At 53.9% G+C, this 15,539-nt stretch carries 11 protein-coding genes and 1 tRNA gene; 6 read left to right on the forward strand and 6 right to left on the reverse strand.

All coding sequences use genetic code 11. The annotated features are described in order from the left end of the window. Positions 1-35 precede the first annotated feature (35 nt). Entirely contained in the window at positions 36-1,661 is a 1,626-nt protein-coding gene (locus tag ACMYUL_RS06600; protein ID WP_415772739.1) for a peptide ABC transporter substrate-binding protein, read from the reverse strand. Between the two features lie 310 nt (positions 1,662-1,971). Between ACMYUL_RS06600 and ACMYUL_RS06605 the strand changes: the two genes are divergently transcribed. Then, entirely contained in the window at positions 1,972-2,955 is a 984-nt protein-coding gene (locus ACMYUL_RS06605; RefSeq protein ID WP_204827584.1) for a porin, read from the forward strand. Positions 2,956-3,143: 188 nt separating this feature from the next. Here ACMYUL_RS06605 and ACMYUL_RS06610 read toward each other — a convergent pair whose 3' ends face one another. Beyond that, a complete protein-coding gene (locus ACMYUL_RS06610; RefSeq protein ID WP_415772742.1) occupies positions 3,144-4,796 on the reverse strand; it encodes an ArnT family glycosyltransferase in 1,653 nt (550 codons plus the stop codon). Positions 4,797-5,034: 238 nt separating this feature from the next. Here ACMYUL_RS06610 and ACMYUL_RS06615 point away from each other — a divergent pair, with 238 nt between their 5' ends. Continuing rightward, positions 5,035-6,213: a phosphoglycerate kinase gene (locus ACMYUL_RS06615; protein ID WP_070857411.1), complete on the forward strand. Its 1,179-nt coding sequence runs from the start codon at positions 5,035-5,037 to the stop codon at positions 6,211-6,213. A 100-nt stretch (positions 6,214-6,313) separates the two neighbouring features. Here ACMYUL_RS06615 and ruvA read toward each other — a convergent pair whose 3' ends face one another. The 3 genes from ruvA to ACMYUL_RS06630 all read right to left on the reverse strand — a co-directional run bounded on the left by ruvA (position 6,314) and on the right by ACMYUL_RS06630 (position 9,001). Continuing rightward, the gene (gene ruvA / locus ACMYUL_RS06620) at positions 6,314-6,898 is read right to left on the reverse strand and encodes a Holliday junction branch migration protein RuvA (RefSeq protein WP_003758809.1); all 585 of its coding nucleotides are present in this window, start codon (positions 6,896-6,898) and stop codon (positions 6,314-6,316) included. Between the two features lie 191 nt (positions 6,899-7,089). Next, a tRNA-Lys gene (locus ACMYUL_RS06625) sits at positions 7,090-7,165 on the reverse strand. 129 nt (positions 7,166-7,294) lie between these two features. Continuing rightward, complete coding sequence (locus tag ACMYUL_RS06630; RefSeq protein WP_070869966.1) at positions 7,295-9,001, reverse strand: molecular chaperone HscC; 1,707 nt, start codon at positions 8,999-9,001, stop codon at positions 7,295-7,297. A gap of 459 nt (positions 9,002-9,460) precedes the next feature. On the opposite strand from ACMYUL_RS06630, the gene zupT reads away from it, so the two are divergent. Next, positions 9,461-10,270: a zinc transporter ZupT gene (gene zupT, locus ACMYUL_RS06635; protein WP_070513022.1), complete on the forward strand. Its 810-nt coding sequence runs from the start codon at positions 9,461-9,463 to the stop codon at positions 10,268-10,270. Positions 10,271-10,575: 305 nt separating this feature from the next. Next, on the forward strand, positions 10,576-10,860 hold the full coding sequence (locus tag ACMYUL_RS06640) for a TM2 domain-containing protein (RefSeq protein WP_070513025.1): 285 nt from the start codon (positions 10,576-10,578) through the stop codon (positions 10,858-10,860). 150 nt (positions 10,861-11,010) lie between these two features. Here ACMYUL_RS06640 and ACMYUL_RS06645 read toward each other — a convergent pair whose 3' ends face one another. Further along, positions 11,011-12,324, reverse strand: coding sequence for an NCS2 family permease (locus ACMYUL_RS06645; RefSeq protein WP_070602633.1), 1,314 nt, complete (start codon positions 12,322-12,324; stop codon positions 11,011-11,013). A gap of 238 nt (positions 12,325-12,562) precedes the next feature. Here ACMYUL_RS06645 and ACMYUL_RS06650 point away from each other — a divergent pair, with 238 nt between their 5' ends. After that, on the forward strand, positions 12,563-13,495 hold the full coding sequence (locus tag ACMYUL_RS06650; protein WP_415772746.1) for an AEC family transporter: 933 nt from the start codon (positions 12,563-12,565) through the stop codon (positions 13,493-13,495). 100 nt (positions 13,496-13,595) lie between these two features. Next, a complete protein-coding gene (locus ACMYUL_RS06655) occupies positions 13,596-15,536 on the forward strand; it encodes a PEP/pyruvate-binding domain-containing protein (protein ID WP_415772748.1) in 1,941 nt (646 codons plus the stop codon). Positions 15,537-15,539: the final 3 nt, after the last annotated feature.

Below are 15,539 nucleotides of genomic sequence, written 5' to 3' on the forward strand. Positions count from 1 at the left end.
GGAGGTCGTCTGAAAAACGTGTCTATGTTATCAAATCACTTCTTGGGTGCAAACGACCAATTCTTGACGGTGTAGTTTTTCAGCGGGTCGCGGTCGGAGTAGCCTTGGATGTCGGGTTTCACCAGATTGATGCTGACTTGGTGATACAGCGGGATAAAGGCGTCGTCGCGTTGCAGCATCGCCTCGGCGCTGACGTAGCGGCGGGCGCGCTCTTCGGCGGAAATGCCCGCTTCGAGCGTGCTGTTCATCAGCTTGTCGAATTCGGGATTCTTGTAATGGAAGGCGTTGTTCGGATTGTTGGATTTGAAAATATTGAGCATGCCCGCAGGGTCGTTGTAGTCGGAACACCAGCCTGCAAACGCCATGCTGAAATTACCTTGCATACGCTTGTCCAAGAAGGTTTTCCATTCTTCGTTCATCAACGTGGGGCGAACGAACGGCACGGTCGCCTTCCAAATGGATTGCAGCGCGGTGATTTGTTTTTTGGCGGCCTCGCTGGTGGTATAGACGATTTGGAACTCGAACGGTTTCTCTTCGCTATAACCCGCTTCGCGCAAGAGTTTTTCTGCTTCGGCAATACGCGCTTCGCGTTTCAGCGGCTTCCACGCAGGCGCAGACTCGCCGCCGCCCTGCATATTCGGCGGGGTAAGCTGGAACGCTTCCTTGTCGCCGCGTGCGGCAACCTTGGTAATGATGGCGCGGTCGGTCAGCAGGTTGAGCGCGCGGCGGACTTTGGGATTTTTAAATTCGGCGGATTCCAAGTTCGGCTCTAAAAACCAAGAACACAGCAAAGTCGCGCGCCGAACCTGACCGGGAAATTCTTTCTCGGCAATCTTAATCTGGTCGGAAGGGATGCCGTAGGTAACGTCCACTTCGTCGGCGCGGTAGCGGTCGTATTCTTTGCCGCTGGCGAGGAACACCGCCCGCGGGATGGATACTTTTTTGCTGTCGTAATAAGCAGGGTTTTTATCCATGGTGATGTGGCTGTTGACGTGCCATTCTTTGAGGATGTATGCGCCGCTGGAGACATAATTGCCCGGCTGCGTCCATTTTTCGCCGAATTTCTCGACGGTGGCGCGGTGGACGGGATAGGTGAACTGCTGAACCAGCATATCGGGGAAATACGGCACAGGCGCGGTGAGCGTGAATTGCAGCGTTTTCGCGTCCAAAGCCTTCACGCCCAAAGTATCGGGCTTCGCCTTGCCTTGCAAAATCTCCGCCGCGCCCTGTACTTTCGCGTCCTCCAAGTAGCTGCTGTTAGGTGCGGCGGTTTCGGGATCGGCGAGGCGGCGGAAGCTGTAAACGAAATCTTCGGCGGTAATCGGGTCGCCGTTGCTCCATTTTGCATCGCGCAGGTGGAACGTCCAAACACGCCCTTCATCCGACGACTCCCATTTCAACGCCAGCGCAGGAATGGTTTTGCCTTCGGCATCCGTACTGACCAAGCCATCCATCATCTGACGGATAATCGCGCCTGCCGCCATATCCGAGCTTTTTTGCGGGTCGAGCGTACTCGGTTCGACCGCGTTGCTGATGACGATTTTATTGTATTCGCTGCGTTTGAATTCAGGCGCGGGCTTGACTTCGCGGTTGCACGCCGACAGCGCGAACACCACGGCAAGCGATAAAGCCGATATGGAATAAAGTTTGTTCGGCAGCACGTTTTTTCTCCTCTTCTCGTTATCTCCCTCAGGTTTGAGTCTTGCAGAAATAAAAATTACATATGACTACAAGATAGGGGAATATTCTGAATTTAGGCGAATAAAAAGATTTATTCTCTATAAATATCTGAAACAATCCGCCTGTTCTTGGAATTGGTTTGCAAGATAACACAAAAAAACGCCGTAAAAAACATTTTTGAAAATAAAAGTTACAAGCGATTACAAAAATATTGATTTTTTTGCACGCCTAAAATAGTATAAAACCCTGTTTAAACGCAGACCCAGAAAAATCAAGTAAAAGGAGAATAAAATGAAGAAGTTATTAATGATTGCGGTTGCCGTCCCGCTTGCCGTCCCCGCATTGGCATCCGATAACGAAGCCAAAATCGGCGGACGGATATTTACTTCTATCGAACACGAACGCAACGGCAAAGGGCAATCCGCTACCGATATATCCGACAACAACAGCCGTATCTGGATTATGGGCAGTGAAAAACTCGACAAAGACCTCAAGCTCATCTACGGCATCAATTCATTCGTCGCCTTCGACTACAACGGCTGGAGTACAGACGACTCCTATATCGGTCTGCGCGGCGATTTCGGTACCGTCCGCGCCGGCTGGCTCAGTACCCCCATGCACTACCTGACCGGCGAACAAGACGCGTTCAACGGCAACAACCACACCCAAACCATGGGGCGCATGACCCGTTTCGGCGGCCGTGAAATCGCCCTGAACTACGAATCCAAAACCTTCGACAACGGCTTCAACTACCGCGTCCAAATCGCGCCCGGTGCCAACAAATATAAAGACAGGAAACGCAACGGCGACTGGATGGCGGGCTTAGGTTTGCACTACAAACACCCGACCAACGGCTTCAACGCCCACTACGCCCTCGAATACGCCCGCAACGGCTCGCCTGACGATACCAAAGACAGACAGGTTCATTCCATGAAAGTCGGCTACGACAAAGACAACCTCTACCTCGCCGCCGGCATGATGTACGCCCGCAATGTCGCCGACAAATTCCACTGGGAAGACGAAACCAAAACCAATACCAACACCCGCGATTTCCAAGTGACCGCCGGCTACACCATGGGCAACATCACCCCCAAACTCGGTGTCGCCTACGGCCGCTCCGATACCGGCAAGAACTACAAACAGCTTGCGTTCAACACCGAATACAAATTCTCCAAACGCACGACCCTCTCGTTCAACTCAGGCGTAGTCAAAGAAAGCAAAGACCCCAAAACCGGATGGGCGGCAGGCGTGTCATTGGAACACAGTCTGCAATAACGCGGGATTTGAAGCATAAAAGGTCGTCTGAAAACCTGAATATGGTTTTTTCAGACGACCTTTGTGTTTATCAAATACCTGTCAGACGCATTCTTGCAAACGATGCTTCCGATATTCAAACCCTCATGAAAAAACGTCGTCTGAAACTGATTTTCAGACGACGTTTGTCATTCATGTGTATGGCAGAGTTATTCCGCTTTCTCCAGTAAGGCGAAGCCTTCCGCTTTGTTTCTCGGGCGCGCGCCCTGCCAGATTTTCGTCCAGCCCGGCGGTGCGTCGGTGTTTTTAGGCTGCTGCACCAGACGGTAGCGGCAGGCAGCGTCGTCGATATGGGGTTTCAAGTTGCTGTATTGCGCCCAAGCGATACGGGCGCGGTGGTCTTCGTTGGCGATGCTGATACATTCTAGGTCGTCTGAAAGCCGTTGTTTCAGTTCGGGAGAGAGGGCGGCTTCCATTTGGAGGACGACGGGCGCGTGGCTTTTGGCGGCGTCGAGCCACGGCAGGAACAGGGTCATCAGCAATGCCCATGCCAGCGTAACGCCTGCCGCCCAGTTGGTCACTGCCTGTCTGCCGCGGATGTTTTTGCGGGTAATCGCCCACAGCCACAGCGGGGTAAACAACAGGGCGACCGCCATCGGTATCGGGTCGATGTCGGGCGTGTAATACGGGCTGAAATAGGCGGCGCGTTCGGCGAGTTTGGCAGGCCAGCCGTAGTTCATGGCGAAGAAGCCCGTCCACAGGAAAATGGCGAAAAGTCCGAACGCCATGACGCCGAACCAGTTGATAAACGCCGCCGCGCCGCGCCGCAGTCCGTCCAGTTGCGCCGCGCCGAGCAGGGCAAGCGGGGGCAGCAGCCAAACGAGGTTGTCTTGCAGGCGTTGCGGGCTGACGGCAAGAATACTGAGGACGATAAAGAACCATGAAATGCACAATACGCTCCAGTTTTTTTCGCGTATGCGGGGGCGGCTCAACGTCCATGCGGCGAGCGGCCACGCGGGCAGGGTAAACCAGAGCAGGTTTTTCAGGTAATAGAACAGGCTGAAGGTCGTCTGAAAATCACCAAAGCCGCCGAATGCGCCGAGCGAGTGATGTTGCAGCCAGATGGAAAACAGTTCGGGCTGCGTTCTGGAGAAGATGAGCGGATAAACCGTCAGCAGCGGCAGCCCGATGGCAAATGCGCCGACCAGCGTCAGGTAATAACGTTTGACGCGCCATTTCTCATCGAGCAACAGGGCGGGTGCTAAAAACATCAGCGCGGCGGTCATCAGATAGCCCGATGAAAGCGACAGTAACGCCCAGCCACCGCCCAGCAGCAGTGAGGCAGTGATGACGCGGCGTTGCGCCAATGAAAAGCCGCACAATATCATGCCCGATGCGGCAAAAGCGGCGGAAGCGGGGTTGAGGAAGTGCGCGACCGAGAGCAGTCCGATGCTGCCGATCAAGATGAGGACGACGCTGCGTCCGTGGTGCCTGCCCAAAAAGTTGAATCCGGCAAAACCGCAGGCGGTCAGCCCGATAATCGTGAAGAAAACGCCCGCAAAACGCGCGGCATCATAAGCGTCCGCCGCCCAAGGCGACAAGAGGTGTTTGAATGCCGCCGCCACCCACAAATAGACGGGCGGAATCTGAAAATCCGGCTGTCCCAACACATGGGCAACCAACGGCGTCGCGCCTGCGTCTAAGGCTTCGACGGCGGTAAAGACGGTGGGTTCGGCGGGGTTCCACAAGTCGTGCGAAAATACGCCCGGCCACAGCCAGGCAAATGCCATCAGCAGCAAGAGCCAGGGTTTTTCATGGGTTTTGGCAGGTTGGCGCGGGTCTGGCGGGGTGTAAGTGAGCATAGGTTTGAGGGTGTTGAACGTATTTTCGTGTAGTTTAGCAAAGATTCGGCGGGAGGTCGTCTGAAAGGAAGGATTTGGTTTTTTACTGCATTCAAACCACGTTTTCAGACGACCTTATATCGACCCTACCGCTGACGCAAATCAAGTGCAGACAAATCCCGCCTTTACCGATGCGCCCCGTTCGCGGATAATTGAGAACATTCCCATTTCCGTTTCCAACCTTCACAAAGGATACATCATGGCATTTCTGAAACTGACCGAACAAAACGTGCAGGGCAAAACCGTCCTCATCCGCGCCGATATGAACGTGCCGTTCAAAGACGGCAAAATCAGCGACGACACCCGTATCCGCGCCTCGCTCGCGTCCATCAAATACTGCTTGGACAACGGCGCGTCCGTTATCGTGATGACCCACTTGGGCCGCCCGACCGAAGGCGAGTTCCATCCTGAAGACGATGTCGCGCCCGTTGCCGCGCACTTGGGCGGCCTGTTGGGCAAAGACGTGAAAGTATTGAACGACTGGCGTGAAAACAAACCCGCCCTGAACGCGGGCGATGTCGTCATGCTGCAAAACGTGCGCATCAACAAGGGCGAGAAGAAAAACGATTTGGAACTGGGCAAAGCCTATGCCGCCTTGTGCGACGTGTTCGTCAATGACGCGTTCGGCACCGCCCACCGCGCCCAAGCCTCGACCGAAGCCGTTGCCCAAGCCGCGCCCGTTGCCTGCGCCGGCGTATTGATGGCGGGCGAACTCGACGCTTTGGGCAAAGCCCTGAAAGAGCCCGCGCGCCCGATGGTGGCGATTGTCGCCGGCAGCAAAGTGTCCACCAAACTGACCATCCTCGAATCGCTGGCGGACAAAGTCGACCAACTCATCGTCGGCGGCGGCATCGCCAATACCTTCCTCTTGGCGGAAGGCAAAGCCATCGGCAAATCGCTGGCGGAACACGATTTGGTGGAAGAATCCAAAAAAATCATGGCGAAAATGGCGGCCAAAGGCGGCTCCGTACCGCTGCCGACCGATGTCGTCGTTGCCAAAGCCTTTGCCGCCGATGCCGAAGCGGTCGTGAAAGACATTGCCGACGTTGCCGAAGACGATATGATTTTGGACATCGGCCCGAAATCCGCCGCCGCACTTGCCGAACTGCTCAAAGCCGCAGGCACGGTGGTGTGGAACGGTCCGGTCGGCGTGTTTGAGTTTGACCAATTCGCAGGCGGCACGAAAGCACTTGCCGAAGCCATCGCCCAAAGCAAAGCGTTCTCGATTGCGGGCGGCGGCGACACGCTGGCGGCGATTGCCAAATTCGGCGTTACCGACCAAATCGGTTACATCTCCACCGGCGGCGGCGCGTTCCTCGAATTCTTGGAAGGCAAAGAGTTGCCCGCCGTAGCCGCTTTGGAAAAACGCGGCGCGTAAGCGGTTTGACGTAAAAAAGAGGTCGTCTGAAAACCTGAATCGGGTTTCAGACGACCTTTTTGTATGGTTGCCGCGTTTTGACGGCAAGGTAGGATATGTTTTATTTCAACAGATTTTTCAAAGCCAAGCGCACGCCTTCGCCGACTTCCGTGCCTTTCGGAATACCCTTGATGGCGGCTTTTGCCTCGCGTTCGTTGTAACCCAATGCAATCAGGGTGTTGACGATGTCGTCCGTTTCGTCGGCGGCAGGCGCGGCGGCGAAAAGCCCATCGGCAGCGGCATGGGAAACCAGTTTGCCGCGCAGTTCCAAAACCATGCGTTCGGCGGTTTTTTTGCCGATGCCCGGGGCGGAGGACAGGCGTTTGATGTCTTCGTCGGCGACCGCGCGGGCAAGCTCGTCGGCGGACATGGCGGAGAGTATGCCCAGCGCGGTTTTCGCGCCGATGCCGCTGACTTTGACCAACTGGCGGAACGTCGCCCGCTCGTCGGCAGTGGCAAAGCCGAACAATAAATGCGCGTCTTCGCGGACGACAAGCTGGGTGTAAAGCTGCACGGTTTCGCCCAAGGCGGGCAGGTTGTAGAAAGTCTGCATGGATACGTCGGCTTCGTAGCCGACGCCGTTGACGTCGATGACGATTTGCGGCGGGTTTTTCTCGATGAGTTTGCCGGTCAGTCTGCTGATCATGTCGATTCCGAGTGGGGTTGTAGGGAGAGGGGTCGTCTGAAAACGCGGTTTTGTACGATAGCGGCGTTTTAGACAGCCGAGATTGTTTGGCGGGTTAGTTTTAAACCGATACGACGTTTCTGTATGGTTTGGGTTGCGTGTATCTGAAAGATAATAAAAAAGCTGAGTTTTTCAACTCAGCTTTTTAAATTTGGTGGGTCGTGAGCGATTCGAACGCTCGACCAACGGATTAAAAGTCCGCTGCTCTACCGACTGAGCTAACGACCCGATAAGCCGTGCATTATATGGATGCCGTTGGAGTGTGTCAACTTATTTTTGCCGGTGTCGCATAATTTTTTGTTTCTAATGGGTTTTATGTTTGATTGTCCGGCGTGTTCGGTAAAAAAAGCGATGTGCTTACAGCAGCCAGCCGCCGTCGAAACGGTTTAAAAATTCGCTAAATTGCTGTTGCGCCCTCTGGATGACGATTGCGTCCTGCGTTTCCAATACGGCTTCAAAACGCGCCACTTCCGCAGCGATGATGTGCCGGTTGTCTCCGAGAAATTCTTCGTATAGGCGTTTGGCTTTTTCTAGTAGATAGATATTGTGCTGCTGGTCGCGCGGATGGATTTTCAAGGCGGCGAGTTTGCGCAGGGAGGCTTCGATTTCTTCAGGCGTCAGGCTTTGGCTGTTTTGACGGAAAACCTGATTCATGTGCAGATTCAGGTCGCGGTTGCTGATATCGACTTCCAAAAGCCCGTTGACATCGTAGCTGAAGCGGACGTCTATCGATACCTGACCTTTCGGCTTGGGCGGGACGTTGACCGACAGTTCGCCCAGTTTCAGGTTTTCTTTCGCCAACATGGATTCGCCCTGCAAAACTTCGACACTGATCACTTTCTGCCCGTCGTGGGAAGTAATGAAAGTTTCGACGCGCGAAACGGGAACGGGCATATTGCGTTCAATAATTGGGAAAAACCGTCCGGTAACGTATTGGTCGCCGATGTCCATGCCGGCTTCCGTGCCGAGCGAGAAGGGCATCACGTCGGTAAGGACGACTTCTTCCACGCTTTCGTTACGCGCAATCAGTGCTGCCTGCACCGCCGCGCCGCGTGCGATGGCTTCGTCGGGATTGACCGAAACAAGCGGGATGCGGCGGAACAGTTGGGCAATGGAATGACGGATCATCGGCATCCGCGTCGCGCCGCCGACCAAGATGATGCCGTCGATTTGCGAAGGGTGCAGCTTGGCATCACGCAATGCGCGTTCCAGCGGTTGACGCAGGCGGCCCATTAATGGCGTGGCGGCTTCTTGGAATTCCTCGCGGCTGATGACGGCAGAGTGAACCGTGTCGCCGTAATGGAAACGGATTTCCGCCTGCATTTCTTCGCCGAGTTTGCGCTTGGCGGTTTCCAATACCTGCCACAATTCGCTGTTTTGCGCCAGTTTGTCGCTTTCAGACGACGTCAGTGTCGTACATTTTTTCAGGAAGCACTGGCGCAAGACGTTGACGAAATCTTCGCCGCCCAAATGGTTGTCGCCCGCGCTGGCGGATACTTGGACGACGCCGTCGAAATAATCGAGTACGGATACGTCAAACGTCCCGCCGCCCAAGTCGTAAATCAAAAAGCGCGTGTCGTCGGGTTTTTCCTGCAAACCGTAAGCAAGACCGGCGGCAGTCGGTTCGTTGAGCAGACGCAAGACGTTCAAACCTGCCATCTGCGCCGCGTTTTTCGTTGCCTGACGCTGAATGGCGTTGAAATAGGCGGGAACGGTCAGCACGACATCGCATACTGGTTCCCCCAAAAAGGCTTCCGCATCTTCTTTCAGGCTTTTCAAAATCAGCGCGGACAATTCTTCGGCGCGGAACGTGCGCTTGCCCAAATGGAAAGTTTTATCCGTTCCCATAAATCGCTTGAATGCCGAGGCGGTCAGCGTCGGGGCGGTGGAGAGGCGTTCGCGTGCGGCGATGCCGGTCAGGATGCTGCCGTCTTCGGCGACGCTGATGACCGACGGTGTCAGAAAATGGCCGTGTTGGTTGGGGATCAGGCGGGTTTCGCCGTTGTGGAACTGGGCAATCAGGCTGTTGGTCGTGCCTAAGTCGATACCGATTTGCAGGGTCATGAATGTCTCGTTTCGGAGGGGTTTGAATGTGTTTCAGACGACCTTTCACATCATTCGCATGGGGTCGTCTGAAAGAGGGAAGATTGCAAAATCATAACATTTCTTCCATTTATATGGAAAATCCGGCGGTGTTTCAGACAGGCGGATGGCGGGCTGCGTTGCCGTTTGGGGGAAGGGAAAAGGGGTTGGAATGGTTTTTATAGTGGATTAACTTTAAACCAGTACGGCGTTGAAACCAGTACGGCGTTGCCTCGCCTTGCCGTGCTATCTGTACTGTCTGCGGCTTCGTCGCCTTGTCCTGATTTATAGTTAATCCACTATATCGTAAGGCGGTTTTTGTATTTGCCGACGTTTCTAATCCTACATTGTTCTTGTCAATATAAATAAAAATAATAATTATTCTCTAATTTGGGAAAATATGTTAGGCTGATTTCTTTATTGTGTTAACGACTTAAGACGATGCCTGATATCAGCTCAACCAACCTCATCACCGCCTTCGGCATCGCCCTCGCCGCCGGATTGTTCACCGTACTCGGCAGTGGGTTGGTGATGTTTTCTAAAACGCCCAACCCGCGCGTATTGTCGTTCGGATTGGCGTTTGCGGGCGGGGCGATGGTGTATGTGTCGCTGACGGAGATTTTCAACAAATCCAGCGAAGCCTTCGGGCAGGTTTACGACAAAGACAAAGCCTTTGCCGCCGCGACGCTGGCTTTTTTGGCGGGCATGGGATCGATTGCGCTGATTGACCGCCTTGTGCCGAACCCGCATGAAACGCTCGACCCGCACGACCCCGCCTTTCAGGAAAACAAACGCCGCCACATCGCCCGCGTCGGCATGATGGCGGCGTTTGCCATTACCGCACACAACTTTCCCGAAGGTTTGGCAACGTTTTTCGCCACGCTGGAAAACCCCGCCGTCGGGATGCCGCTGGCGCTCGCGATTGCGATACACAATATTCCCGAAGGCATTTCCATTGCCGCCCCCGTTTATTTCGCCACCCGCAACCGCAAAAAAACCGTCCTCGCCTGCCTCGCTTCAGGGCTTGCCGAACCTTTGGGCGCGGTTTTGGGCTACACCCTGCTCAAGCCGTTTTTATCGCCTTTCGTGTTCGGCGCGGTGTTCGGCGTGATTGCGGGCGTGATGGTGTTCCTCGCGCTGGACGAATTATTGCCCGCCGCCAAGCGTTATTCCGACGGACACGAAACCGTTTACGGTCTGACGTCCGGTATGGCGGTGATTGCCTTGAGTTTGGTGTTGTTTCATTTTTAAATCTGAACTAGACAGGCGCGGCAGAGTCAAACGCAGTGCCGAGGTCGTCTGAAACTTTAAGCAGGGCGGGTTGGCTAAGGAATGCGGATAAATCGAAAAGATAAATAAAGGTAGTAAGTATAATATGCTAAAAATGCATATAAAATCGCATATTTCAACTGCAAATTAGGCTTTTCGTAACATAAATTTACGAAATTTTATAGGTTTATTATTCAATAGAAATAGAATCTATGTGAAATTAATATCATTATTCTGCTATACTTAAAAACACTTTCTTAATATTGACTATCCGTTTGGAGAAAAAAATGTCCGAAAATACACCTCTGCAATCTTCTCGTATTACCGATGACAAACGACTTGTTGCCTCTGTTTTGGCGTTCTTTTTAGGTTGCTTTGGGGTGCATAAATTTTATTTGGGCGTAAACAAAGTCGGTATCATCTACCTGTTGATTTGTATTTTAGGTTCGTTTATTCTCGTTGGTCCGATGATTGTTTTTGTTTTCTGTATCATCGACATCGTTAAATACCTGAAATGTACGCCGGAAGAATTTGAACAAGTTTATGTTATCGGTAAGAAAGAGTGGTTTTAAGCATTGGCTGATGCCTTTGAATATTGAGCGGATCGATAGCGCGAAGTTTCAAATATTCAGTACATCGTAAAAACCAAAAAAGGTCGTCTGAAAATTTTCAGACGACCTTTTGCTATTGCGGGGAATGAAACGACTAACCTGGAAACGGCATCAGCCGCCCAGATACCAGAATTTCAACGCCCACAATACGGCGACTATCCACACCATAGGCGGCACGTCTTTGACGCGGTTGCATAAAAGTTTAATCACGGCATAGCTGATGAAGCCGAAGGCGATGCCGTCGGCAATCGAGTAGGTGAACGGCATGAACACGATGGTCAGGAAAGCGGGAGCGGCTTCGGTCATATCGTCCCAGTCGATTTCACGCGCGCTGCGCAGCATTTGCGCACCGACGTAGAGCAGCGCGGGCGCGGTGGCGAAGCCGGGGATACTCTGCACTAGCGGCGAGAAAATCAGACACGCCAACATCAATACGCCGACGGTTACGGCAGTCAGACCGGTGCGGCCGCCTGCGGACACGCCTGCCGCGCTTTCGACATACGGCGTGGTCGAGGACGTACCCAGTGCGGCACCGGCGACGATGGCGGTCGAGTCGGCGAATAGGGCGCGTTTCAGACGAGGCAGTTTGCCGTCTTCCAGCAGGCCCGCACGGTGGGAAACGCCGACCAGCGTGCCGGTGGAGTCAAACAAATCAACCAGGAAAAAGACGAAAATCACGCTGATCATGCTGATTTTAAAGAGACCATTGAAATCCATCTGCATGAAAGTCGGCGCTATGCTCGGAATTTCTCCGACCACGCCTTTAAAATCGCTCAAGCCCAGCAGGGTGGAAATGGCTGTGATTGCCAGAATGGTCAGGATAATCGCTCCTTTGACGCGGAAATGCCCCAAAGCCACCACCATAGCGAAGCCTGCCAGCACCAAAAGCGCGGCAGGTTGGTGGATGTCGCCCAGTTTCACCAAAGTCGCGTCGCTGGCGACGATGATGCCGGAACCTTTGAGCGCAATCAGCGACAGAAACAGTCCAATACCGGCGGCAATCGACATTTTCAAACCCATAGGCAGCGCGTTCACCAGCATTTCGCGCACTTTGAAAAAGCTGAATAAAATGAAAATGATGCCGGAAACGAATACCGCGCCCAAAGCCACCTGCCAGGGCACGCCCATGCCTTTGACGACGGCGAAAGTAAAGTAGGCGTTCAAGCCCATGCCCGGCGCGAGCGCAATCGGATAGTTGCCGACGAAGCCCATCACGAAGCAGCCGATGGCGGAAGCGATGCAGGTGGCGACGAATACCGCGCCCATGTCCATGCCCGTCTCGCCGAGAATCAGCGGATTGACGATGATGATGTAACACATGGCGAGGAAGGTGGTCAGACCTGCCATCAGCTCTGTGCGCACATTCGTGCCGTTTGCGCTTAAATTGAATATGCGCTCCAGCACATTTTGATTTGAAGTAGTCATGATTTATGCTTTTCAAAAAAAAGGAAAATTTGCGGGCGGTATTATACTGAAAACGCCTTGCTGTCGGGTGAAAAATTGTCAACATTCCACTTGGGGCAACGTGCTGCTATTTTTACCGTATCTGTGCGTAAATGAGAACAGGGCAGAGCGTGAGGTCGTCTGAAACCGTGTTCCGAATACATTGTCCGCACTGGCACGCAAGCGTAAAATTTCCGTTTTCCCAAAATGTGCCACACTCATGGAAACCGCCCTGCTCCTCGCCGGCAAAATCACCGAGCTGACCCTGATTGTCCTGATGGGCATGGCGTTGGTGAAATCCAAGCTTCTGAATTCCGAACACAGCCGCACGCTCTCCGTCATCGCGCTCTACCTCATCAGCCCGTCGGTGATGATTCACGCCTTCCAAATCGAGAACACGCCCGACATCATTGACGGGCTGAAACTCTCGGTCGCCTTGGCGGTCGTGTTCCATATCCTGCTGATCGCGCTGGGCAGGCTTTTCAAAACCCTGTTCAAGCTCGACACGCTCGAACACGCCGCCACGGTTTACACCAATTCCGGCAACCTCATCATCCCGCTGGTGATGTCCATTTTCGGACCGCAATGGGTGATTTACACCAGCGGCTTCATCATCGTCCAAATGTTCCTTTTCTGGACGCACTTGCGCCTGCTGCTTTGCGGGCGCGGCAATCTTGCGTGGAAAACCGTACTCACCAACATCAACATCCTTTCCATCTTTATCGGCGTGTTCATGTTCGCTTCCCAAATCAAACTGCCGCACATCATCGACAATACGCTCGCCACCGTCGGCAGCATGATCGGTCCGGTCGCCATGCTCGTTGCCGGAATGTTGATTGCCTCTCTGCCACTCAAAGAAATCGTCCTCTCCAAACGGATTTACCTAGTCGCCTTCCTGCGCCTGATACTTATCCCGCTGATTCTGCTGGTGTTTGTCAAAGTTTCAGGCATAGCCCATCTCGGCGGACACAGTGACACCGTCGTCCTTATCAGCTTCCTCGCCACTGTCAGCCCCGCCGCTTCCACTGTTACCCAAATGGCGATGGTTTATGGTCAGAACGCCCGTAAAGCCAGCGCAATTTACGGCATCACGACGCTACTGTGTGTCATCACCATGCCGCTGATGATCGCGTTGTATCAAGCGATGGTTTAAAAGGGTTGGGAAAAGGGAAAGGTCGTCTGAAACACCTCGAACAGGGTTTTCAGACGACCTTTTCTTGCTACAATCCGTTTTTTTTCTCATTGCCATTATCATGAAAACCAGCGTCTGTCTCTCACTATTGTTCCTGCTCGCCGCCTGCCAACCCGACTCCGCAGCCGTAGATACCGCCGCGCCGACCGCGCGCAAGCCTTCTTATCTTGAGTCTGACAAACGCCAAGCCGCCACGCCGGTTAAAACGCAAACGCCCGCGCTGTCCGCCATCCGCAGCCGCGCCGATTTCGACCTGCTTTCGCGCGTTTACGAACAAGACAGCGAATATGAAATCCCGCACGTCCTCTTCCTTATCGACCGCGAAGACAACAACCGCACCGACTACATCAACACGCCGAAATACCGCCTGCACGAAAACTATCTCGCCGAGATTTTGAAACCGATGCCGACGCGCAAAGAATTGTTGGAACAATACCGCAGCCCGAACCGCCGCTTCCTGTTCGGCACCATCAGTTGGCAGAACAGCACTCAAGAATACGTTTACGAATTTTGGGAAGGTGACAAAATCACGCCCGAATTGCTGAAATTGGCAGAAGGCCGTCTGAAAGACAGTTTCTTCGCCCCGCTGCGCTACAAAACCAATTCCCTGTGGCAGGAAACCGTTGCCGCGCAAAGCAAAGTCCCCTTCGTCACCCAAGAAAGCCTGATACAGAATTTCCCCTATCTGCCGTTGCACAGGGGGAAAGCGGTAGGCACATTGCGCGTCATCACTCAGGAAGACGACCTTTACGATGTCGGTGCGGACGACATCATCATTTTGAAAGAAGTGCCGCTGGTGTTGCCGCCCGTAGCAGGCATCATCAGCGAAAAACCGTCCACCGCGCTGTCGCATGTGAACGTCTTGGCGCGCGGCTGGGGCATTCCCAACATCTACCTCAAAGACGCGGAAAAAATCCTCGCGCCCTACATCGGCCGCCGTATCGAACTGGCAGCCGACGCAAAACAATACCGGGTCACCCAAACCAACCGAAACACAGCCGCCAAAACATTTTCAGACGACCTCTCCCTGCCGCAGCCCGACACTTCCGATTACAGCCTGCGGCCGCTTGCCAACTTGCGCCGTGAAGACAGCCGTTACTGCGGCAGCAAAGCCGCCAACCTCGGCCATATCCGCGCCCATATCGCAGGCAGCAACGTCCCCGACGGATTCTGCATCCCCTTCGCCTACTACCGCGCCATGATGGACAAACTCGGCATCAACGCGGCAACACTGGCGCAAATCGAAACGCAAAGCGGCGGCGACAACCGCAAACGCCGCACCGCCTTACTCGCATTGCAGAAAAAAATCACCGATGCCGAAATCCCGTCCGAATGGAAACGCACATGGGCGGAACAATGGCGCAGCCAATTAAACAGCAAAGGCGTGTTCGTACGCAGTTCGTCCAATTCCGAAGACCTGCCGAATTTCAGCGGCGCAGGGCTGTACACCACCGTGCCGAACGTAACCGGCGAAAACGCGCTGGCGGAAGCAGTGAAACAATCTTGGGCTTCCGTCTTCAATTACAGCGCGTATGAAGCCCGCCGCATCGCCGGACTGCCGCACGACAGCGTGAAAATGAGCGTCTTCGTCCAACAAAGCATCAATGCCGACCTCTCCGGCGTACTCGTTACCGTCAATCCCTACGATACCGCGCAGAAAAACACTTCCTACATCGCCGCCAAACGCGGTCTGGGCATTCGCGTGGTCGAAGGAAAACGGGTGGCGGAACAAGCCGTTTACAACCGCCGCAACGACGCCGTACAACGCCTCAGCTCCTCCAACGAAACCACCGCGCTGCAACTGGATGAAAACGGCGGCATCAGGGAAGTACCGATAACCGGCGGCAACGTCATGAACCACGACCAAATCCGCCGCCTCGACCAAGCAGGACAGCAAATCAAACAGCTTTTCGGCAACGGCGAACAAGACATAGAATGGGCTTTCGCAGGCGGAAAACTCGTCATCCTTCAGGCAAGGCCTTATTTAAACGGCGGACGGTAAAAT

The organism is Neisseria sp. CP9 (genome assembly GCF_047758525.1).
GTDB lineage: Bacteria > Pseudomonadota > Gammaproteobacteria > Burkholderiales > Neisseriaceae > Neisseria.